17 protein-coding genes are annotated in these 19,380 nt (G+C 63.4%); 4 read left to right on the top strand and 13 right to left on the bottom strand.

Annotated features, from left to right (window positions below; translation table 11 throughout):
• Positions 1-18 precede the first annotated feature (18 nt).
• From AC4FS3_RS02730 to AC4FS3_RS02710, 5 genes are all read right to left on the bottom strand, one after another.
• On the bottom strand, positions 19-1,176 hold the full coding sequence (locus tag AC4FS3_RS02730) for a GNAT family N-acetyltransferase (RefSeq protein WP_491019255.1): 1,158 nt from the start codon (positions 1,174-1,176) through the stop codon (positions 19-21).
• Between the two features lie 63 nt (positions 1,177-1,239).
• Positions 1,240-2,013, bottom strand: coding sequence for a glycerophosphodiester phosphodiesterase family protein (locus tag AC4FS3_RS02725; RefSeq protein WP_491019254.1), 774 nt, complete (start codon positions 2,011-2,013; stop codon positions 1,240-1,242).
• 2 nt (positions 2,014-2,015) lie between these two features.
• Complete coding sequence (locus AC4FS3_RS02720) at positions 2,016-2,474, bottom strand: RidA family protein (RefSeq protein ID WP_283176427.1); 459 nt, start codon at positions 2,472-2,474, stop codon at positions 2,016-2,018.
• 145 nt (positions 2,475-2,619) lie between these two features.
• The gene (locus AC4FS3_RS02715; RefSeq protein ID WP_491019253.1) at positions 2,620-3,945 is read right to left on the bottom strand and encodes an HlyD family type I secretion periplasmic adaptor subunit; all 1,326 of its coding nucleotides are present in this window, start codon (positions 3,943-3,945) and stop codon (positions 2,620-2,622) included.
• Positions 3,942-5,699: a type I secretion system permease/ATPase gene (locus tag AC4FS3_RS02710; protein WP_491019252.1), complete on the bottom strand. Its 1,758-nt coding sequence runs from the start codon at positions 5,697-5,699 to the stop codon at positions 3,942-3,944. The genes AC4FS3_RS02715 and AC4FS3_RS02710 overlap by 4 nt, the downstream gene beginning before the upstream one ends.
• Before the next feature lie 184 nt (positions 5,700-5,883).
• Between AC4FS3_RS02710 and AC4FS3_RS02705 the strand changes: the two genes are divergently transcribed.
• Together AC4FS3_RS02705 and AC4FS3_RS02700 are read left to right on the top strand one after the other, a co-directional pair.
• Positions 5,884-6,672 (top strand): MlaA family lipoprotein, encoded by a 789-nt coding sequence (locus AC4FS3_RS02705; RefSeq protein ID WP_491019251.1) that lies wholly within the window; start codon positions 5,884-5,886, stop codon positions 6,670-6,672.
• Between the two features lie 16 nt (positions 6,673-6,688).
• Positions 6,689-7,300 (top strand): MlaC/ttg2D family ABC transporter substrate-binding protein, encoded by a 612-nt coding sequence (locus AC4FS3_RS02700; protein ID WP_283176431.1) that lies wholly within the window; start codon positions 6,689-6,691, stop codon positions 7,298-7,300.
• A 150-nt stretch (positions 7,301-7,450) separates the two neighbouring features.
• Here the strand turns inward: AC4FS3_RS02700 and AC4FS3_RS02695 are convergent, their stop codons facing one another.
• Positions 7,451-8,800: an ammonium transporter gene (locus tag AC4FS3_RS02695; RefSeq protein WP_491019250.1), complete on the bottom strand. Its 1,350-nt coding sequence runs from the start codon at positions 8,798-8,800 to the stop codon at positions 7,451-7,453.
• Between the two features lie 35 nt (positions 8,801-8,835).
• Positions 8,836-9,174 carry a P-II family nitrogen regulator gene (locus AC4FS3_RS02690; protein WP_112310129.1) on the bottom strand — a complete coding sequence of 113 codons (339 nt, stop codon included), beginning with the start codon at positions 9,172-9,174 and terminating at the stop codon, positions 8,836-8,838.
• Between the two features lie 271 nt (positions 9,175-9,445).
• Between AC4FS3_RS02690 and AC4FS3_RS02685 the strand changes: the two genes are divergently transcribed.
• Complete coding sequence (locus AC4FS3_RS02685) at positions 9,446-11,782, top strand: transglycosylase domain-containing protein (RefSeq protein ID WP_491019249.1); 2,337 nt, start codon at positions 9,446-9,448, stop codon at positions 11,780-11,782.
• Positions 11,783-11,902: 120 nt separating this feature from the next.
• Here AC4FS3_RS02685 and AC4FS3_RS02680 read toward each other — a convergent pair whose 3' ends face one another.
• The 6 genes from AC4FS3_RS02680 to dapA form a co-directional block, all read right to left on the bottom strand.
• Complete coding sequence (locus tag AC4FS3_RS02680; protein ID WP_491019248.1) at positions 11,903-13,078, bottom strand: amino acid aminotransferase; 1,176 nt, start codon at positions 13,076-13,078, stop codon at positions 11,903-11,905.
• Positions 13,079-13,139: 61 nt separating this feature from the next.
• Complete coding sequence (sseA, locus tag AC4FS3_RS02675; protein WP_491019247.1) at positions 13,140-14,015, bottom strand: 3-mercaptopyruvate sulfurtransferase; 876 nt, start codon at positions 14,013-14,015, stop codon at positions 13,140-13,142.
• Positions 14,016-14,316: 301 nt separating this feature from the next.
• Positions 14,317-14,619: a hypothetical protein gene (locus AC4FS3_RS02670; RefSeq protein ID WP_491019246.1), complete on the bottom strand. Its 303-nt coding sequence runs from the start codon at positions 14,617-14,619 to the stop codon at positions 14,317-14,319.
• 159 nt (positions 14,620-14,778) lie between these two features.
• A complete protein-coding gene (gene smpB, locus AC4FS3_RS02665) occupies positions 14,779-15,261 on the bottom strand; it encodes an SsrA-binding protein SmpB (protein WP_198835398.1) in 483 nt (160 codons plus the stop codon).
• A 67-nt stretch (positions 15,262-15,328) separates the two neighbouring features.
• The gene (locus AC4FS3_RS02660) at positions 15,329-16,210 is read right to left on the bottom strand and encodes a DMT family transporter (protein ID WP_491019245.1); all 882 of its coding nucleotides are present in this window, start codon (positions 16,208-16,210) and stop codon (positions 15,329-15,331) included.
• Between the two features lie 60 nt (positions 16,211-16,270).
• On the bottom strand, positions 16,271-17,146 hold the full coding sequence (dapA, locus tag AC4FS3_RS02655; protein WP_198835396.1) for a 4-hydroxy-tetrahydrodipicolinate synthase: 876 nt from the start codon (positions 17,144-17,146) through the stop codon (positions 16,271-16,273).
• Between the two features lie 243 nt (positions 17,147-17,389).
• Here dapA and AC4FS3_RS02650 point away from each other — a divergent pair, with 243 nt between their 5' ends.
• Positions 17,390-19,366: a lytic transglycosylase domain-containing protein gene (locus tag AC4FS3_RS02650; protein ID WP_491019244.1), complete on the top strand. Its 1,977-nt coding sequence runs from the start codon at positions 17,390-17,392 to the stop codon at positions 19,364-19,366.
• Positions 19,367-19,380: the final 14 nt, after the last annotated feature.

The raw sequence follows: 19,380 nt of genomic DNA, 5'->3' as shown, positions 1-19,380 counted from the left end.
CTGAAGATCAATGGCAGGCTATTCGTCCCCGGTGCTGCGACGGAAGGGGCCGTATTCCGTAAGGATCCCGATCTCTTCATCCAGCGCAAGCGATTCGCGGCTGGTGAAATCGGCGACCGCCCGACGAAACCCGGGATCGGTGATCCAGTGCAGTGACCAGGTTTCCTGGGGCAGATACCCCCGCGCAAGCTTGTGTTCGCCCTGAGCACCGGCCTCGACCCGTTGCAGCCCCTGCGCAATGGCATAATCGATGGCCTGATAGTAACAGAGCTCGAAATGCAGCGCCGGATACTCTGCGAGCGCGCCCCAATAGCGCCCGAACAGCGCGTCGCGCCCGATGAAATTCAGCGCGCCGGCCACCGGTGTCGCGCCATCGAAGGCAAGGACCAGCAACATGTCGTCGCGCATCGTGTCGTGAAAGGCGGTAAAGGCGGCGCGGGTCAGATAGGGGCGGCCCCATTTGCGCGCGCCGGTATCCTGGTAAAAGGCCCAGAACGCGCTCCAGTGTTCGGGCAGGATCTGATCGCCGCTGAGCGCCCGAATGGTAAGGCCATGGGCGCGCGCCGCCTCGCGTTCCTTGCGGATCATCTTGCGCTTGCGCGAGGACAGATCGGCCAGGAAGTCTTCAAATGTGGCATAGCCTCGATTAAACCAATGGAATTGCTGGCTCTTGCGGGGAATAAGGCCCTGAAATCCGCTCAGCGCCTGCGCCTCTTCAGGCGTGCAGAAGGTGACATGCAGCGAAGAAATCTGATTGCCGGCGGTGATCGAAATGGCGGCTTCGGCCAGCGCCTCGCGGTGTTGGTCGGGGCCAAGAAACCGTCGGCCGCTGACCGGGGTGAAGGGCACCGCCGCCTGGAGCTTCGGGTAATAGCGGCCGCCCGCGCGCTCATAGGCCTCGGCCCAGCCATGATCGAAGATGTATTCCCCCTGGCTGTGGGTCTTGAGCCAGAGCGGCATAAGTGCAGCCGGGCGCCCGGCATCAGACAGAATCAAGGGCTTTGGCAGCCAGCCGGTCTTCCCCCCGGTCGAGCCCGAAGCCTCCAGCGCCATCAGAAAGCGATGCGTGGTGAAAGGGTCGATGGGGCGGCCATCCGCCTGTTCCGGCGCAGCAATCGCATCCCAGGTGGCAGCAGGGATTTCGGTCAGGCTTTCGGCGAGGGTAATATCGGCCATCGCGATCCTGTTTGCGGCGCGGGGAGCAGGTGTCTGGTTTAGATGGGTCACCCAGGGGGCAGATCAAGCCGGAAGCGGCGCGGAATACCCTTCGAAGGTGATATTCTGCGCGATTTCACGGGCCTTTGCCTCGGCCTCGGGTGACCGGATGGTCCAGCACAGGATCGCCGCGCCCTGCGCCTTCAGCTCTGCCACGCGCGGGCGCGACAGATCTGCGGCCTCATGGCTGATAAAGGACGCACCGGTGCGGGTGAAATCCGGGATCTCGCGCAGATGGTCGCAAATGACAGGGTCCAGCGGCGCCCAGTCCTCAGTGTCATAGGCCGAGGTGGTGATCCCCCGCGCGATCCCCGGCGCGAGCCGCGCCATATGGGCGATGGAATGCGGGTTGAAGGACATCACCGCCACATCGCCCCGGTAATCAGCCAGCGACCGCGCCGTCTCGGCCTCAAGCCGCCCGTCGGTGGCAGACATGGTCAGGGTCTGATCTTTGATCTCGATCAGGAGCGGCACCTGTCCCGCAACAAGATCAAGCACTTCAGTAAGGGTCGGGATCCTGTCCTCGCTGTCTTTCAACGTGATCCGGGCCAGATCAGCCGCGTTGCGTGCATTCAGCGGCCCGGTCTCATGCGTCAGACGGTCGAGGTCCTCATCATGGAACACCATCGCCACGCCGTCCTGTGACAGCTGCAGGTCGATCTCGATCGCATAGCCGGCGCGGATGGCCGCCCTTATGGCGGCGGGAGAGTTTTCGATGATCCCCCTGCTGCGATCATGCAAGGCGCGATGCGCGACCGGCAGGCAAAGCAATGACGGCGGCAGAGGGACCCGTGTCATGATCAGGCGATCTCGAAAATTGCGTCGATCTCGACCGCCACGCCAAGCGGCAGCGAGTTTGCAGAGACCGCAGCCCGGGCATGGCGCCCTTTGTCACCCAGCACATCAACCATGAAATCCGAGGCACCGTTGATCACCTTTGGCTGATCGGTGAAATCGGCGGTGGAATTGACGAAACCGGTCAGTTTCACCAGCCGGGTGATACGGCTCAGATCGCCACCACAGGCCGCTTTTGCCTGCGACAGGAGCGAAATCGCGCAGCGACGCGCGGCAGCCGCACCTTGTTCGACCGAGAGGTCACTGCCCAGTTTGCCTTTGATCGGGCCGTTTTCATCGGCGCTGATCTGGCCCGAAATATGGACGAGATTTCCGGTCTGGACGAAGCCCACGTAATTCGCGACCGGGGCAGGCGCGTCAGGAAGGGTGACGCCAAGCTCTTTCAGGCGGGCTTCGATGGACATGGGATTCTCCGCTGATCAATGTCGCGGCCGAGCCTATCCGCAGGCCGCCCGGGCGACAAGCCGGGCGCGTCGGAAACGATTTCTTACAAGAAATCGTGCCGGAGCCTGTGCAGGCTCCGGTCCGGAGTTTTGGTAAAACTCCGGCTCAGCTCTCACGGAATGCGCGATTGAAATAGTCCATGAAGGGTTTGACCAGATAGCCGATCGGGGTGCGAGGATCGGTCTGGATAAAAGCTTCGACCGGCATGCCGGGCATCAGCTGCAGATCTTCCAGTTTGTCCATTTCCCCGACATCAGGCACGATTTCGACCCGGTAGAAACTGGCATGGGTCGTCTGGTCGCTGAAAGCATCGGCCGATACCACCGTCACCTTGCCCAACAGATGCGGCGTGGTGCGCGAAGAAAAGGCCGAGAACACCAGCTCCACCGGCTGGCCGACATGAATCTGGTCAATATCAATCGGCGAGACCTGAGCCGCGATCACCAGCGGGCGATCCTGCGGCACGATATAGAGCAGGGGATCTGCCGCCCTGATGACCGCCCGCGGCGTGGTCACGCCAAGCCCCAGCACGATCCCGGAAACCGGCGTGCGGATATCAAGCCGGGCCACCTGTTCGCGCAGCGCACGCCGCCGTTCGGCCAGTTCCAGCTCCATCGGAGCGATCTCGCGCAGCCGGTCGGTCGCCTCTTCACGACGGCGGATGTCGATACTGCCGATCACCACATTGATTTCGGTGATACGCTCTTCGGCCTGGGCGCGGGTCGAAATCAGATCCCCGGTCTGGCCCAGAAGCCGTGCTTCTTCGCGCTGCAGTGCAAGCACCGAGGCCATCTGGGTCAGCCCGCGATCCAGCAGGCTCTTCTGGCTGGTCAGCTCCTGGCGGATCAGGTCAAGCTGGATCCGGATCGCCTCGGATTGTGCATCGATGCCGGTGATCCGCGCCTCGATCTGGCCGATCTGCCGCCCCAGCTGCTCTGCCTCTTTCGCCGAAGTCGCAAGGCGCGCCTCAAAGAGGCTGATCTGGCCGTCGATCTGACCCTGGATCTCAGGGCGGGTCTTCGCCTCTTCCCGCAGCGACTCGGGGAAGTCCAGCACCGCAATATTGTCACGCTCCGCCTCCAGCCGCACCCGTTGTGAGATCACCTCGGAAAGCTGGCCTTCAACAATCGCCAATTCACTGTGCAAAAGCGTTCCGTCCAGCCGGATCAGTATATCGCCGGCCTCGACCCGCTTGCCCTCAGTGACCTCAATCGCGGCCACAACCCCGCCATCAGGGTGCTGGATCACCTGACGGTTCTGCTCGACCTCGATCTGGCCCCTGGCGACGATAGCGCCGGAAAGGCTTGCCATAGCGCCCCAGACGCCGAAACCGCCGATCAGCGCGATAAGGGCTGCGAAGCCGATGGTCAGCGGGCGGTGCATGGGCCATTGCCGCAGGCCGGGGAAGCTGCCGGGGGCAGAGCGGCTCATTGCACGCCTCCCTGGCTGGCGGGGGTCTGGGCCCCCTGCGCAGGACGGGTGATATCGCCGGCATTTTTCACCGCCTCACGCAGCACCTGATCGCGCGGACCGAAATTCTGCACCATCCCGTCTTTCATCAGCATCAGCAGGTCACATTCCTGGATCGCCGCCGGACGGTGCGCCATGATGAATACCGCGCAGCCATCGGTTTTCGCCTGCCGGATCGCCCGGTTCAGCGCCAGCGAGCCGTCATTGTCGAGGTTGGAATTCGGCTCATCCAGCACCAGCATCACCGGATTGCCGTAAAACGCCCGCGCGAGGCCAATGCGCTGGATCTGGCCACCTGACAACTGGCCGCCCATGCTGGTCACCGGGGTGTCATAGCCCCTGGGCAGATGCAGGATCAGATCATGCACCGCCGCTTTCTTCGCTGCTTCCACGATCTCAGCGGGATCGGCATTCTCATCGAGCCGCGAGATATTCTCGGCAATGGTGCCGTCAAACAGCGTCACCCGCTGCGGCAGATAGCCGATATAGCTCCCCAGCACATCGGGATCATACTGATCCAGCGTCGCGCCATCGAGCCTGAGCGACCCCGCTGCAGGCGGCCAGACCCCGCAAAGTGCCCTCGCCAGTGAGGATTTCCCCGAGCCCGAAAGGCCAATCACCCCGATGGCCTGACCGGGATCGACCCGGAAAGACACGCCCCGCAGAACCGGACGCGGATCACCAGGCGGCAGAACCGCAAGACCCGAAACCTCGATCCGCCCTGTCGGACGCGGCAAGGCGGTGCGGCTCCCCTCGCGCGGCACTTCGGATAAAAGCTTGCCCAGCCGGTCGCGCGCCGCCCGCGTTCTGGCCAGCATCGGCCATTGCCCGATGGTATGTTCGATCGGCTGCAAAGCCCGCCCCAAAAGGATCGAAGCCGCAATCATCGCCCCGGGCGACAGCGCGTTTTTCAGCACGAGCCAGGCGCCAAGGCCAAGGATCGCCGATTGCAGGAACAGCCGCAGCGTTTTGGTCAGAACCGAATAGCCGCCCGAGCGATCCGCCAGCTCCATCCCCCGGATCAGCGCGCGGCTGCGCAGGTGATACCAGCGGGTAAAGGCATTGCCGCTCATCCCGAGGGACCGCACCAGTTCGGATTCGGATTTAAGGTTCTCGGCCTGGCGGTCGGCGGCGAAACTGGCCAGCGTGGCCTGTTGGGTGATGGTATCGGTGGCGCGCTGATTGGCCCAGGCCAGCAAGAGCAACAGGATCGCCGCGCCAACCGCAAACCAGCCCAGCACTGGATGAAAAATGAACAGGGCGGCGATAAAGATCGGGGTCCAGGGCAGATCCAGCAGGCCCTGCAGAAGCGGCGAGGCCCAGAAGCGCGCAATCGCCTCCAGATCCGACTGGGCAGCGCGAGCCTCGGTATCCATCGGCGCAACCGAGAGCCTGCGAAACGAGGCTGCCAGCACCCGCTTGTCCAGGGCCTCCTGGAACCGCGCCCCTATCCTGGCCAGGATGCGCGCGCGGGCATGGTCCAGAAGCCCCATCACCGCGAAGAGGAAGACCATCAGCACCGTCAGCGCGATCAGCGTCGGCTCGGATCTCGACAGCAGCACGCGGTCATAGATCTGCAACATGTAAAGCGGCGAGGTCAGCATCAGAAGATTGGCGAAGACCGAGAAGAGAAATGCCGCCGACAACGCCCCCTTTGAGAGGGACCGGACCGAGGAAAGCTCGCTCAGCCCGGATTGCGAGGTGTCTTTGACCAATGCATTTCTCCAGATGTCACATAAATCTCTCAGTAAAGGGTCTGATTTTGGCCGAAGCCTGCCACCCTGGGGGTCGCTGCAGAAATGTCCGTTGTCTTGAGGATTGCCACACCGTAAGCCTCTCACGCAATATCTCTGCACCCTTCTCCTTGTTTAGTGTCTCGTGACGCCTGAGATTCCGTTAATGACCGTGACCAGCCAGACCGAAATCCTCTCTCTCCGCCCCTTCCTGCTGGTCCTCGGGCTGAGCGCGCTTGCGGCCTGTGCCCAGACGCCGCGCACGGATGGCATCTATGACCCGATCGAGCCGATGAATCGCGGCGTCCATGCGGTGAATAAAGGGCTGGACACGGCAATCGTGCGGCCGGTGTCAAAGGCCTATGGCACCGTGGTGCCGAATCCGCTGCGCCAGGGGGTCTCGAATGTTGCCGATACGCTGGATCTGCCGGGCGTGGTGGTGAACCAGGTGCTGCAGGCCCGAATCGGCGAGGCGACAACAAATACGCTGCGCTTTGCGGTCAACGCGACCGCCGGGATCGGCGGGCTGTTCGACGTGGCCTCGGTGCTGGGAATGCCGAAAACCGATGCCGATTTCGGCCAGACGCTCGCAGTCTGGGGTGTCGGCGAAGGGCCCTATGTCGAATTGCCCATCGAAGGGCCCTCCACTGCACGCGATACGGTCGGGATCGTGGTCGATTTCGCGATGAACCCGCTGAACAATGTGTTCGACGGCAATGATGCCGATGCGACGCTCGCCATTGAAGGGCTTTCACGCCTAAATGATCGCTACCGCTATTCCGATACGGTGGATTCGATCCTATATGACAGCGCTGACAGCTATGCCCAGCTCCGGCTTCTGTATCTGCAGAACCGGCGCCACGAGATTGCGAAGGCAAAGGGCGCAGCGGATGGGGATGATGGCGATTTCATCGACCCCTATGAAGACGATTTCATTGATCCCTATGCGGATTGACGTTGCGAGGACTGACATGTCTGTTCATCTGGTTTCCGGCCTTTCGCGCCGACACTTCCTCGGCACCGGCCTTGCGGCAGCGGCCGCGCTTGGGGCCATGCCCGCCCTCGCCTTCTCGGATGCCGAGGCCAAGGCGCTGATCGACAAGGCGGTCGCGGATATCAATGCGATCATCAACTCGGGCCGCTCCGAAGCCCAGATGTATCCGGCCTTTGAAAAGCTCTTCGTGAATTACGCCGATGTGCCCCAGATCGCACGGTCGGCCCTTGGACCGGCCGCGAAATCGGCGTCAAAGGCCCAGATGCAGGCCTTCACCCAGGCCTTCCAGGGCTATATCAGCCGCAAATACGGCCGCCGCTTCCGCGAGTTCATCGGAGGCCGCATTGAAGTCACCGGCGCGCGCCCGGTGAAAAGCTATTTCGAGGTGATCTCAACCGCCTATCTCAAGGGCTCAAGCCCTTTCGAGGTGCGCTGGCAAGTCTCGAACAAAAGCGGGCGGGATCTCTTTTTCAACATCATCATCGAAGGCGTGAACATGCTCGCCTCGGAGCGCACCGAAATCGGCGCGATGCTCGACAAACGCAGGGGCGATATTGATGCGCTGATCCAGGATCTGCAAAGGGCCTGAGGCCGCGCCTCCCGACCGCCGGAGCGTCCAGGGGCTGCGGCGATCACCACGCTGAAGATGCGCGCTGAACATGGGAAAAGCCCGCCGGAACCACCGGCGGGCTTTGACTTTTGTCAGAGGCGGGGCCGCGCGGCCCCACGCCCTGGCCGATCAGGAGTGATAGGCGCGCTCGCCATGCGAGGTGAGGTCGAGGCCTTCGCGCTCGGCTTCTTCCTTGACCCGCAGGCCGCCGGTCAGAACGCCGACCACCTTGTAGAGGATGAAAGACAGCACCGCGCAGTAGAGGATGGTGATGCCGACAGCTGCGACCTGATAATAGACCTGCTCACCCATGCCGCGGCCTTCCGGGTAACCCTGGCCGCCCAGTGACGGTGCTGCGAAGATGCCCGCGCCAACAGCGCCGACGATGCCGCCAATCCCGTGGATGCCGAAGACGTCGAGGCTGTCATCATAGCCCAGTTTCACCTTCACCACGGCGACGAAGTAATAGGCCGCTGCCGAAGCGATGGCGCCGAGGAAGATCGCGCCGATCGGGCCGACTGCGCCCGCTGCCGGCGTGATGGCCACGAGGCCAGCGATCATGCCCGAGACACCGCCCAGCATCGAAGCCTTGCCGCGCAGCAGCGCCTCAACCAGGACCCAGCCGAGGATGCCGCCGGCGGTTGCGGTGAAAGTGTTGATCATCGCAAGGCCTGCCAGCGTGCCAGCTCCCAGTGCGGAGCCGACGTTGAAGCCGAACCAGCCCACGAAGAGGATCGAGGCACCGACCATGGTCAGGGTCAGCGAATGCGGCTGCATGTTCTCTTTGCCATAGCCGAGGCGCTTGCCGACGCAGATGGCGCCAACCAGAGCCGCAATACCGGCATTGATGTGCACAACCGTGCCGCCTGCAAAGTCAAACACTTCCCAGCCGAAGAAGAGGCCATTCGCGTCCCATGCCATATGTGCGACCGGGTAATAGACCACGGTGACCCACAGCAACGAGAAGAGGAGCGCCGCCGAGAATTTGATCCGCTCGGCGAAGGCTCCGATGATCAGCACCGGCGTGATCGAAGCGAAGGTCATCTGGAAGGCGATGAAGACATATTCCGGAATGGTGCCCGAAAGGCTCTCCGGCCCCACACCTGCCAGGAAGAGCTTGCCGAAACCACCGAAATACGGGCCCTCGGCGCCACCAAAGGCGAAGGAGTAGCCGTAAACCACATAGGCGACCATCATCAGCGCGGCGATGGTGGTGGTCTGCATCAGCACGGAAAGCATGTTCTTGCTGCGCACCAGCCCGCCATAGAACAGCGCGATGCCCGGGAAGATCATGAAGAGCACGATGACGGTCGAAATCATCATCCATGCGGTATCGCCGGTATCCAGCGCCGGTGCGGCCTCGGCCACTTCGATCACCGCCTCTCCCGCCGCTTGAGTGGCGTCCTGCGCCAGGGCGGGCAGTCCGGCGAGAAGCGACATCGCCGCCGCGAGACCGGAATATTTGACAAGTTTGTTCATTTTGGCTGTTTTCCCCTGTTCCCTCGGGTCGATGTTCAGATCGCGTCGTCGCCGGTTTCGCCGGTGCGCACCCGCACGGCCTGTTCGACATCGAGCACAAAGATTTTGCCGTCGCCGATCTTGTCGGTCTTGGCGGTCTTCGCGATGGTCTCGACCACCTGTTCGGCCAGCGCATCGGCCACGACGATTTCCAGCCGGACCTTCGGCACGAAATTCACTGCATATTCGGCGCCGCGATAGATTTCGGTATGACCGGATTGCAGGCCGAAGCCCTTGATTTCTGTCACCATCATTCCGCGCACGCCGATCGTGGTCAGCGCTTCGCGAACTTCGTCAAGTTTGAACGGTTTCAGTGCCGCAATGATGAGTTTCACATCTGTCCCCTTCCTGAGAGCGAGCCCGGGGCGAGCGGGCGTCTGAGCAAAAGAAGGCGGGGTTTTGCAGTTGCAGCACAAGAAAACGGCGTGTTCTGAACCGGTGCTTTGCGGTGCAGTTGCAAAATTTTTGCACTAATCGGGGCATGTGATTATTTTTTCATCAGCGGATAGATTCGAATCGTTTCCTCCTGCCCTTCGCAAAGCCGGGCGAACCCGCTATTCTCTGCCGGATTCTGAAAGAACACGCTTCGAGGCGGGCAGCAGGCATATGGCGACGAGTGGTGGGGGCAAAAGCCCTCTGGTGGCAGACAGACGATATCCCTCCCGCTCTTCTGCGGGCGGCTCCGGCGGGTCCGGTGGCAATTCCGGCAGAGGCCAGGGCGGAAGCCCGGGGCGTGGCGGCGGGGGGGGCGGCGGCGGAGGCAGACCGCCACAAAAACCGGCCCCGCGCAAACAGGCACCAAAACAACCCCGCAAAGCGGCCCGCGCCCGGCGCAAACATGGATTCATCCTCGGGACCATCCTGTTCTTCTGGCGGATGATCTGGGGGGTGCTTTGGCGTGTCACCGCCGTCGGCGCATTGGTTGTCGGCGCGGTGGTCGCGTATTTCTACAGCCAGCTGCCGCCGCTTGAGGCGCTGCTGGACGGGCGGGCACGCGGCTCGGTCACCATGCTTGACCGTGACGGCAAAACATTCGCCTGGCGCGGTGAGACCTATGGCGGCCAGATCACCGCTGATACGGTCTCGCCGCATCTCCTCAATGCCATCGTCGCAACCGAGGATAAGCGCTTCTACTGGCACCTTGGCGTCTCGCCCCGCGGTATCGCCAGCGCGATCCGGATCAACCTTGCCGAAGGGCGCAGTGCGTTCCAGGGCAATGGCGGCTCGACCATCACGCAACAGGTGGCCAAGCTTCTGTGTCTGGGCGTGCCCTTCAACCCGGCGGAATGGAAATCCGAGGCCGAATATGAAGCGGATTGCCGGGGTGGCGGCATCAAGCGCAAAGTCAAGGAAGTGCCCTATGCCATCGCGATGGAGCTGAAATACTCTAAGAAGGACATCCTCGGCATCTATATGAACCGCGCCTATCTGGGGGCCGGCGCGCGCGGGTTCGAAGCCGCCGCACAGCGCTATTTCGGCAAATCCGCCGCCACCGTGACGCCGGCCGAGGCCGCGATGCTTGCGGGCCTGCTGCAGGCCCCTTCGGCGCTGGCGCCCACTTCCAACCTCGAACGCTCGCAAAACCGCGCCAATGTGGTGATCGGGCTGATGCAGGAACAGGGTTACCTGACCAAAGCCGAGGCCGATGAGGCCCGCGCCCATCCCGCCACCCCGACCGAGGCCGCGCGGCAGCGCTCGGGCGGCTATTTCGCCGATTGGGTGATGGAGACCACGCCGGATTACCTCGCCCGCGACACGACCGAAGATGTGGTGATCGAGACAACGCTGGATCAGGATCTGCAGCGGAAATCCGAAGAGGCGCTGAAATATGTCTTTGATACGAAAGTCAAAGACGGCTCGACCGCCCAGGCCGCGATTGTGGTGATGAGCTCGGACGGTGCGGTGCGCGCGATGGTTGGCGGGCGCTCGATCCCGCGTGCGGGTGATTTCAACCGCGCGACCCAGGCGCTGCGGCAGACCGGGTCGGCGTTCAAACCCTTCGTCTATGCGGTGGCGCTCGATCTGGGCTACAGCCCGCTCGATTATGTCGATGACAGCCCCTATACGATCAATGTGCCCGGCTCCGGCCCCTATAGCCCCAAGAATTACGACAATAAATTCAAGGGGATGATCACACTGGTCCAGGCGCTGAAGGAAAGCCGCAATATCCCGGCGGTCAAAATTTCGGAAATGGTCGGGCGTGACCTCGTGAAAAAGGTCGCGACCGAATTCGGCGTTGCCTCCAAGATGGCCGATGGTCCGGCGCTGGCGCTCGGCGCCTCGGAATCGACGCTGATCGAGATGACCGGCGCCTATGCCGGCATCCTGAACGGCGGCTCTTCGGTAACGCCTTATGGTCTGCGCGCGCTGAAGCTCCGGGGCGAAAATGACGAGCTCTTTGGCAGCGGCGGCGGCATCGGCGAAAGGGTAATCTCGGAAACGGCCGCCCATGCGCTGATCTATATGATGACCGAGGTGATCAATTCCGGAACCGGCGCCCGCGCCCGCCTCCCCGGCCGCGAGGCTGCCGGCAAAACCGGAACCACCAATTCGGCGCGCGATGCCTGGTTCGTGGGCTTTACTTCGGATTACGTGGTTGGCGTCTGGCTCGGCTATGACGACAACCGCCCGCTGACCGGCGTGACCGGCGGCGGCCTGCCCGCAGATGTCTGGCGTGAGGTCATGATCCGGATCAACGAAGGCGTCCCCCCGATGCCGCTTCCGAAAGAGATCCCGCCAAACACCGTCGCGGCGGGCGGATCCTTCGGCCCCTCCCCGGATATCGGTGGGGTCGACCGCCCGGTCCTGCCCGAAGAAGTGCCCTATTTCGACGGCTCTAACGCGCCCGTCTACCAGGGCGGCTCGAACCAGCAGGGCGCTCCCGCCTCGCAAAACCAGGACGATATTGACCGCGCCGTTCGCGACGCAATGGGACTGAACTGAGCCCCGGTCTCCCCCCTGACGGAAATACTCCACGGTGTGGGGGGGAGCCCCCCACCGCGGCCAAGGCCAAATGCAAAAGGGCGGGACAATGTCCCGCCCTTTCCACATCTGTCAGACCGCTCAGAGAACCGAGGCAATCGCCTTTGCCAGCACCGGCACGGTCCCCTTGTTCAGCCCGGCGATATTGATCCGCGAATCGCCGACCATATAGACGCCGAACTCTTCGCGCAGCTTCACCACCTGCGCCTCGGACAGCCCGAGACGCGAGAACATGCCCCGATGATCCGCGACAAAGTCAAACCGGTCGGAATTGGTGGCCTTGCGCAGCTCGGATGCCAGCTGCTCGCGCAGGCCCAGCATGTTCAGCCGCACTTCCTCCAGCTCGGCCTTCCAGTCGGCAGTCAGGGCCGCATCTTCCAGGATCGTGGTCACGATCCGCGCGCCATGATCGGGCGGGAAGCTGAAGTTCTGGCGGTTGAGGAAGTTCAGATTGCCCTGCACCACCGCTTTGCGATCCGCTGATGTCAGCGCGATCAGCACGCCGGTCCGCTCGCGGTAGATGCCGAAATTCTTCGAGCACGAGGCCGCGATCAGAACTTCATCAAAGGCCGCTGCGACTTTGCGGGTAGCCTCGGCATCCGCATCCAGCCCGTCGCCAAAGCCCTGATAGGCCAGATCGACCAGCGGCAGCGCCTTGCGGTTCTTCAGAACCGCAATCACCTCATCCCACTCAGCCTGCGACAGGTTCGCCCCGGTCGGGTTGTGGCAGCAGCCATGCAGCAGCACCACATCGCCCTCGGCGACCCGGCCGAGATCCTCGATCAGACCGGCGAAATCCAGCCCCGAGGTCTTCACGTCAAAATAGCGATATTCCGCCATCGGCAGGCCAAGGAATTTCACCATAGATGGATGGTTCGGCCAGGTCGGTGCCGAAAGCCAGACCTTCGCCCCGGGCCGCGCAAGCTTTACCAGCTCGAACGCCTGACGCAGCGCGCCGGTGCCGCCGGGGGTCGAGATCGAGGCGGCACGATCCCCAAACCCATCGCCAAGGATCAGCGCGGTGATTGCCCCATTATAGGCGGGCTCGCCCGCGAGCGCGGTATAGGTCTTGGTGGTCTCGGCTTCCCAGATCTTCTTTTCGGCGGCCTTGACCGCGCGCATCACCGGGGTGAGCCCGGTCGCGTCCTTGTAAACACCAACGCCAAGATCAATCTTGCCGTCCCGCTTGTCCTCGCGAAACATCGCGATCAGTTGCAGGATCTTGTCCTGCGGCTGCTGGGTCAAAGCCTCAAGCATGTCTTCCTCACATCAGTGGGCCGGTCCCCGGCCCCATTGCACCCGTTCCGGCGGCCTTGCCTTATGCAGCTGGGCCCGTCTCGACCGGCAAATCCTCATACATGCCCCATTCGGCCCAGGAGCCGTCATAGAGCGACCAGTTGCGATGCCCGATCCGCTCCAGCGCAATCGCGAGGATCGCCGCCGACACGCCCGAGCCGCAGCTGGTGATCACCGGCTGCGCAAGGTCGATCCCCGCCTCCTGGAAAATCATCCGCAGGACGGCGGGGTCTTTCATGGTGCCATCCTGGTTCAGCAGATTGCCCCAGGGCAGGTTGCGCGACCCGGGAATGTGACCTGCGCGCAGACCGGGACGCGGCTCCGGCGCCTCACCGGCAAAACGCGCGGGCGCGCGGGCATCGACCACCACAGCCTGTTTCAGTTTCGCGGCATGGGCGACCTGGGTCACGTCTTTCACCAGGTGGTTCTGACGCTGCGTGGTCATATGGCGGTCGCGGATCACCGGAGGCAGGTCTTCAGTCTCGCGCCCTTCCGCCTGCCATTTCGGCAGGCCACCATCCAGCACCGCGACATCGGTCTTGCCCATCAGGCGAAAGGTCCACCAGATCCGCGGCGCAGAAAAGATACCGGTCGAATCGTAGACCACAACCTGATGCCCGTCGCCGACCCCCATCGCCCGCATCCGGGACATGAATTTCTCGACCGGTGGCACCATATGCGGCAGGTTCGAGCGGTGATCCGAGATTTCGTCCAGGTCGAAGAACCGTGCGCCCGGGATATGGGCCGCCTCATATTCCGCGCGCGCATTGCGCTCTGACGGGGGCAGGAACCAGCTTGCATCAAGCAGCCGCAAATCCGGGTCTTTCAGATGGCTGGCAAGCCAGTCTGTTGAGACCAGGGTATGTGGGTCATCCTTCGGGGCGGGGGTCAGCGACATGGCGGCCTCAGGTCAAAGGGGGCGGATCAACAGGCGGACCAAAAGCGGTCAGTTTCCTATAGCCCGCCTGTATGCGCGTGCAACCCCGCTCTGCCTGGCACAGGGCAGAGCAGGTGATCTTTGCCGGGAATTTCTGGCTACAGACCTGGACCGGCGGACCTTGCCCGGCAGATTTTGCACCCAGGTTTTGCGCCGGACATTTCCCGGGAACAAGAAATCCCGCCCGGAGGCGATCCGGGCGGGATGGTTTCAGGATCACGACTCCAGAAAGGCTGGCGGTCAGGCAAAATCTGCCTTCGGCTTACTTCACCAGCGCTTTTTTGATCGCACCCACAATGGCCACGAGGATGCCGCCGCCGGCACCACCACCGACAATGCTCTGGAGGATGGTCGAGATGTCGAGACCGGAAGACGTCGCAGCCGCCGCAGCCTCACCTGCACCGCCGAGGCCCAGCATGGACAGGATCTGCCCGCCGCCGACGCCGCCGAGAAGGCCTACCACCGAATTAAGGATCGGGCCCATGTTGAGGTTCTTCAACGCAGATCCGGCCGCGTTGCCGCCGATAAGACCGGCAACGAGCTGGATGATAAGTGACATATCCATGATGACTATCCCTGCAAAGGGCCGGTGTGATCCGGCCTCACACCCGGAAAATGGCGTAAAATTGCTCACCGGGCAGGGGGAATACTGCCTGAACCTTCCCATCCTGGCAAATGTTGTGTGAAAGCGGCCGCTGGCTACAAGATCGGCCCTTCTGCAGGATCAGAGCTGGTGACCCTGTTTCATGATCCGCGCCTTCTGGCGATCCCAGTCGCGTTTGGCGCTGGTATCGCGCTTGTCGGCATTGTTCTTGCCCTTGGCCACACCAAGCGCGATCTTCACCATGCCACGCTCGTTGAAATACATCCGCAAGGGTACGATGGTCATCCCCTCGCGCCTGGTCGCATTCCAGAGCCGCGACAGTTCTTTCTTTGACACCAGCAGCTTGCGGCGGCGGCGCTCGTCATGGCTGTCCCAGGCATTCGACTGTTTGTAAGGCGCAATATAGCCGTTGATCAGCCAGAGCTCGCCGCCTTCGACCGAGGCATAGCTGTCGGCAATGTTCGATCCGCCGATCCGCAGGCTCTTGACCTCGGACCCCTGGAGGATGATCCCGGCCTCGAGGTCGCTTTCGATATGATATTCGAACCGCGCCCGGCGGTTGTCAGCGATGAGTTTGGAATTGGGATCGTGTTTCTTCTGCATGATCGGGCAGAGATAGGGGATGGCGGGCGCTGAGTAAAGAAGCGCGCCCCTCTCCGGCGCGCGCTTTTCACACCGCTGTGGCGGCTTTGCGTGCGCGGATCAGGGTATATAGCCCGCTCGCGACGATAATGGCACTGCCAAGCAGGGTCAGGTGATCGGGCCGCTCGGCAAGGAAGACCACCGCAAGGATCATCGCAAAGACGAGGCGGGTATAGCGGAAAGGGGTTACGGCCGACACCTCGCCGGTGCGCATGGCGGCGGTCAGCGCATTATAGCCCAGAAGGCCGAACAGCGTGGCGCCAAAGATCAGGCCGGCTCCGGTCGGGTCGGGCCAATGGGCGCCGCCGGTGTAAAACAGGACGATCAGCCCAGCGATCCCGAGCATCGAGAAGCCAAGGATTCCGAGCTGCCGGTTCGACATGGTCTTCGGCGCGGCGCGGGTGGCGAGATCGCGCCCGGCAAAGCCCGCCATGCCCGCCACCGCGAGGAGCGACATCGGCGAGAAGCCGTCGAGCCCGGGTCTGAGCACGATCATCACGCCAAGAAACCCAACCGCAACCGCCGACCAGCGCCGCCAGCCAACCTTTTCGCCAAAGATAAGCGCCGCTCCGGCAAGAACCACCAGCGGCGTCGCCTGAAGAATGGCAACCGTGGTGGGCATCGAGGTCAGCGCAATGGCGAGACTGTAGAAAAGCCGCCCCGCGATCTCGAACCCTGACCGCACAAGCATAGCGGAAGACAGAAAAACCCGCGGAAAGACGGCTTCGCGCGCGGCGCGCGCCATGAGCGCGAAAACCATGGCACCGCCAAAGCCCATGATCGCCATGACCTGGCCGACCGGCACATGGGCGGAGGCCTTGCGGATAAAGAGATCCTCGACCGCAAAGCCTGCCATGGCCAGCGTCATCAGGGCCGCGCCCCGCAGATTTGGCGTGATGCCCTCGGTCATCCCGCGCGACCCCGGAGTTTTATGAAAACTCCGGGCCGGTTCCTGTGCAGGAACCGGGCGCTAGTTGAGCAGACCGGCATGGGTCATGGCCGCGCGGATCTTTGCTTTCGTATCATCGCTCAGACCGACCAGCGGCAACCGGACCTCTTCGCTGCAGCGCCCCAGCAGGGAGAGCGCATATTTCGCGCCGACAAGACCTGGCTCGATGAACAGCGCCTCATGCAGCGGGAAAAGCCGGTCCTGGTAGTCAAGCGCCGTGCGGAAGTCACCTCGCAGCGTGGCCGCCTGGAATTCGGCACAGAGCTTCGGCGCCACATTGGCCGTGACCGAAATCGCGCCGCAGCCGCCATGGGCGTTGAAGGCCAGCGCGGTATCGTCATTGCCGGACAGCTGGATGAAATCTGCGCCGCAGGTCTCGCGCTGCTGGCTGACCTTGCCGATATTGCCGGTCGCGTCTTTCACGCCGACGATTCGCGGCAGCTTTGCCAGCTCGCCCATCGTCGCGGGCGACATGTCGATCACCGAACGGCCCGGAATATTATAGATGATGATCGGCAGATTGCTGGCCTCATGCAGGGCTTTGTAATGCGCGATCAGACCGGCCTGGTTCGGCTTGTTGTAATAAGGCGTCACGACCAGGGCGGCATCGGCACCGACGCGCTCGGCATGGCGGATCAGCCGGATGCCCTCGACCGTGCTGTTCGAGCCCGCGCCCGCGATCACCGGCACCCGGCCTGCCGCGAATGTCACCACGGCCTCGACCACGGCCTCGTGCTCTTCATGGCTCAGCGTCGGGCTCTCGCCGGTGGTGCCGACGGGAACCAGCCCGGTCGAGCCCTCGGCGATCTGCCAGTCGACAAGTTTCTTGAGCATGTCCATATCCACGGCGCCGTCCTTGAACGGCGTAACCAAAGCGGGAATCGACCCCTGGATCATGGCACGCGTCTCCTCATCTGGGGGCCCTTTTCGCCCCTGGCTGCAACGGACTTTCCTTACCCTTGCAATTGCGCCTTGCCAAGCACTGCATGAGGGCCCGGGCAGGACAGGCGCAGTGACAGATTCGGGGCCGGGACGCTGCCCTTTCTGGCAGGCGTCTTCCGACATGCGCCCCTGGTGCCGGGCCGCTGCTGACAGGAACGTGCCTTGTGGCGATCCGGCCTCTTTGGCAGACTCCGCCCCATGACCTTACTCATCCACCGCCTCCGCCTCCTGACCCTGGTTCTCCCGGCTCTGCTTTCTCGGGTTCTGATCATCCCGGCCCTGATCATCACGTCCCTGTTCCTTCCGACAGCGGCGCACGCCGATCAGGTGCAGGAGATGCGCAGCGCCCTTGAACTGGTGCGTAAGAAAGACTGGCCGGGGGCGCTTGCGGCCTCTCAGGACGGCCTGGTGCGGGATTTTGTCCTTTGGAGCCAGCTGCGGGACGGCGATGGCCGGCTGGGCGATTACGAGGCCTTCCTTGCGCGGCGGGGCGACTGGCCGGGTCTTGCCCTCTTGCGGCAAAAGGGCGAGGAGGCGGTGGCCAGGTCTGAGACGCCGTCGCGGGTGGCCGGCTATTTCCGCGCCTCGCCACCGCGCAGCGGCACCGGCGCCGTTGCCCTGGTGCGGGCCTATAAGGCGCTTGGCCAGATCGGCATGGCCGAGACCGAAGCGATGCGGGCCTGGGCCGAGCTTTCGCTCACCGCCGATCAGGAGGCCGAGCTGCAGGTCCTGATGCCCGATGCGGTGGCGATGGTGAATGATCTGCGGCTGGAAAACCTGCTCTGGGAGGGGCGGCGTGCCGAGGCGCTCCGGATGCTGCCCCGGGTGCCGGAGGCAAAGCGCAAACTCGCCGAGGCGCGGCTTGCCTTGCGCGCCGGTCAGCCCGGGGTCGACGGGCTGGTCGCGGCGGTCCCCGAGGCACTGAAATCCGATCCGGGCCTCAGCTATGAGCGGTTCTTGTGGCGGATGAAGCGGGATCTCTATGCGGAATCGGCAGAGCTGATCCTGTCGGTCGCGCCGGAAAACCTTGGCCGCCCCGAGGAATGGGCGCCGCGGCGCGCGCTGCTGGCGCGCTGGCTGATGCGCCAGGGGCGTGCGCAGGATGCTTACCGGGTGGCGGCGCGGCACGGGATGACAGCGGGCGGCGCTTACGCCGATCTGGAATTTCTGGCGGGCTTTATCGCGCTGAGGAAGCTGAACGACCCCGAAACCGCGCTGAAACATTTCGCGCATCTGCGGGCCGGGGTTTCCACCGCGATCTCGGTCTCGCGTGCCGATTACTGGCAGGGCCGCGCCGATGAGGCCGCCGGCCGGGCCGAGAGCGCAAAGGCGCATTTCCAGCGCGCGGCGCAACATCAGACCGCCTATTACGGGCTTTTATCGGCAGAAAAACTCGGGCTGTCGCTGGATCCTCAGCTTTTGAACGATGCTCCGGCCTCGGGCTGGCGGCAATCGTCTTTCGCCGGGTCTTCGGTTCTGGCGATGGGGCGGCTTATGCTCTCGGCCGGAAACCGGGTCGAGGGCAAGCGGTTCCTCCTGCATCTGGCCGAGGGGCAGGACGCAAGGGGCATAGCGCAGCTTGCCGAGATGGCGCTGGAGATGGGTCAGCCGCATATCGCGCTGGTGCTGGCGAAACAGGCGGCAGAGCGGGGCGCGATCCTGCCCCGCACCTATTACCCGGTGCCGGACCTCGTGCCGGACGGGTTGCATGTCAGCCGCGCGCTGGCGCTTGCCATTGCGCGGCGTGAAAGCGAATTCGAGCCGATGGCGCGTTCGGGCGCGGATGCGCGCGGGCTGATGCAGGTTCTGCCCGAGACCGCAGCGCGGATGGCCAAGGGGCTGGGCCTGGAATATTCGCTGTCGCGGCTTTATGACCCGGGGTTCAACACCCAGGTCGGTTCGGCCTATCTGGCGAAGATGGTCGAGGAATTCGGGCCCTCGATTGCGCTGATCGCCTCGGGCTATAATGCCGGGCCCGGGCGGCCGCGCCGCTGGATCGGCGAGCTTGGCGACCCGCGCCTGCCGGAGGTGGATGTGGTCGACTGGGTCGAGATGATTCCGATCGGCGAGACCCGAACCTATGTGATGCGGGTGGTTGAAGGCGTCGTGATCTACCGCGCGAAACTGCGCGGGACGGTGGGGCCGGTCCGGGTGACGGCAGAGCTGAAGGGCTGAGGCCGGTGGCTCCG

The organism is Pseudogemmobacter sp. TB195 (assembly GCF_058313095.1).
The sequence above is the reverse complement of the archived record's forward strand: the minus strand, read 5'-3'. Positions and strand labels throughout refer to the sequence as shown.

Excerpts from the sequence above, each read along its gene's own strand:
- AC4FS3_RS02660 (WP_491019245.1), bottom strand. The coding sequence starts at position 16,210 with ATGACCGAGGGCATCACGCCAAATCTGCGGGGCGCGGCCCTGATGACG.
- AC4FS3_RS02705 (WP_491019251.1), top strand. The coding sequence starts at position 5,884 with ATGACCGTGACCAGCCAGACCGAAATCCTCTCTCTCCGCCCCTTCCTG.
- AC4FS3_RS02650 (WP_491019244.1), top strand. The coding sequence starts at position 17,390 with ATGACCTTACTCATCCACCGCCTCCGCCTCCTGACCCTGGTTCTCCCG.
- AC4FS3_RS02680 (WP_491019248.1), bottom strand. The coding sequence starts at position 13,078 with ATGCTTGAGGCTTTGACCCAGCAGCCGCAGGACAAGATCCTGCAACTG.
- AC4FS3_RS02725 (WP_491019254.1), bottom strand. The coding sequence starts at position 2,013 with ATGACACGGGTCCCTCTGCCGCCGTCATTGCTTTGCCTGCCGGTCGCG.
- AC4FS3_RS02715 (WP_491019253.1), bottom strand. The coding sequence starts at position 3,945 with ATGAGCCGCTCTGCCCCCGGCAGCTTCCCCGGCCTGCGGCAATGGCCC.
- sseA (WP_491019247.1), bottom strand. The coding sequence starts at position 14,015 with ATGTCGCTGACCCCCGCCCCGAAGGATGACCCACATACCCTGGTCTCA.
- AC4FS3_RS02685 (WP_491019249.1), top strand. The coding sequence starts at position 9,446 with ATGGCGACGAGTGGTGGGGGCAAAAGCCCTCTGGTGGCAGACAGACGA.
- dapA (WP_198835396.1), bottom strand. The coding sequence starts at position 17,146 with ATGATCCAGGGGTCGATTCCCGCTTTGGTTACGCCGTTCAAGGACGGC.
- AC4FS3_RS02720 (WP_283176427.1), bottom strand. The coding sequence starts at position 2,474 with ATGTCCATCGAAGCCCGCCTGAAAGAGCTTGGCGTCACCCTTCCTGAC.
- AC4FS3_RS02695 (WP_491019250.1), bottom strand. The coding sequence starts at position 8,800 with ATGAACAAACTTGTCAAATATTCCGGTCTCGCGGCGGCGATGTCGCTT.
- AC4FS3_RS02700 (WP_283176431.1), top strand. The coding sequence starts at position 6,689 with ATGTCTGTTCATCTGGTTTCCGGCCTTTCGCGCCGACACTTCCTCGGC.
- smpB (WP_198835398.1), bottom strand. The coding sequence starts at position 15,261 with ATGCAGAAGAAACACGATCCCAATTCCAAACTCATCGCTGACAACCGC.
- AC4FS3_RS02670 (WP_491019246.1), bottom strand. The coding sequence starts at position 14,619 with ATGGATATGTCACTTATCATCCAGCTCGTTGCCGGTCTTATCGGCGGC.
- AC4FS3_RS02730 (WP_491019255.1), bottom strand. The coding sequence starts at position 1,176 with ATGGCCGATATTACCCTCGCCGAAAGCCTGACCGAAATCCCTGCTGCC.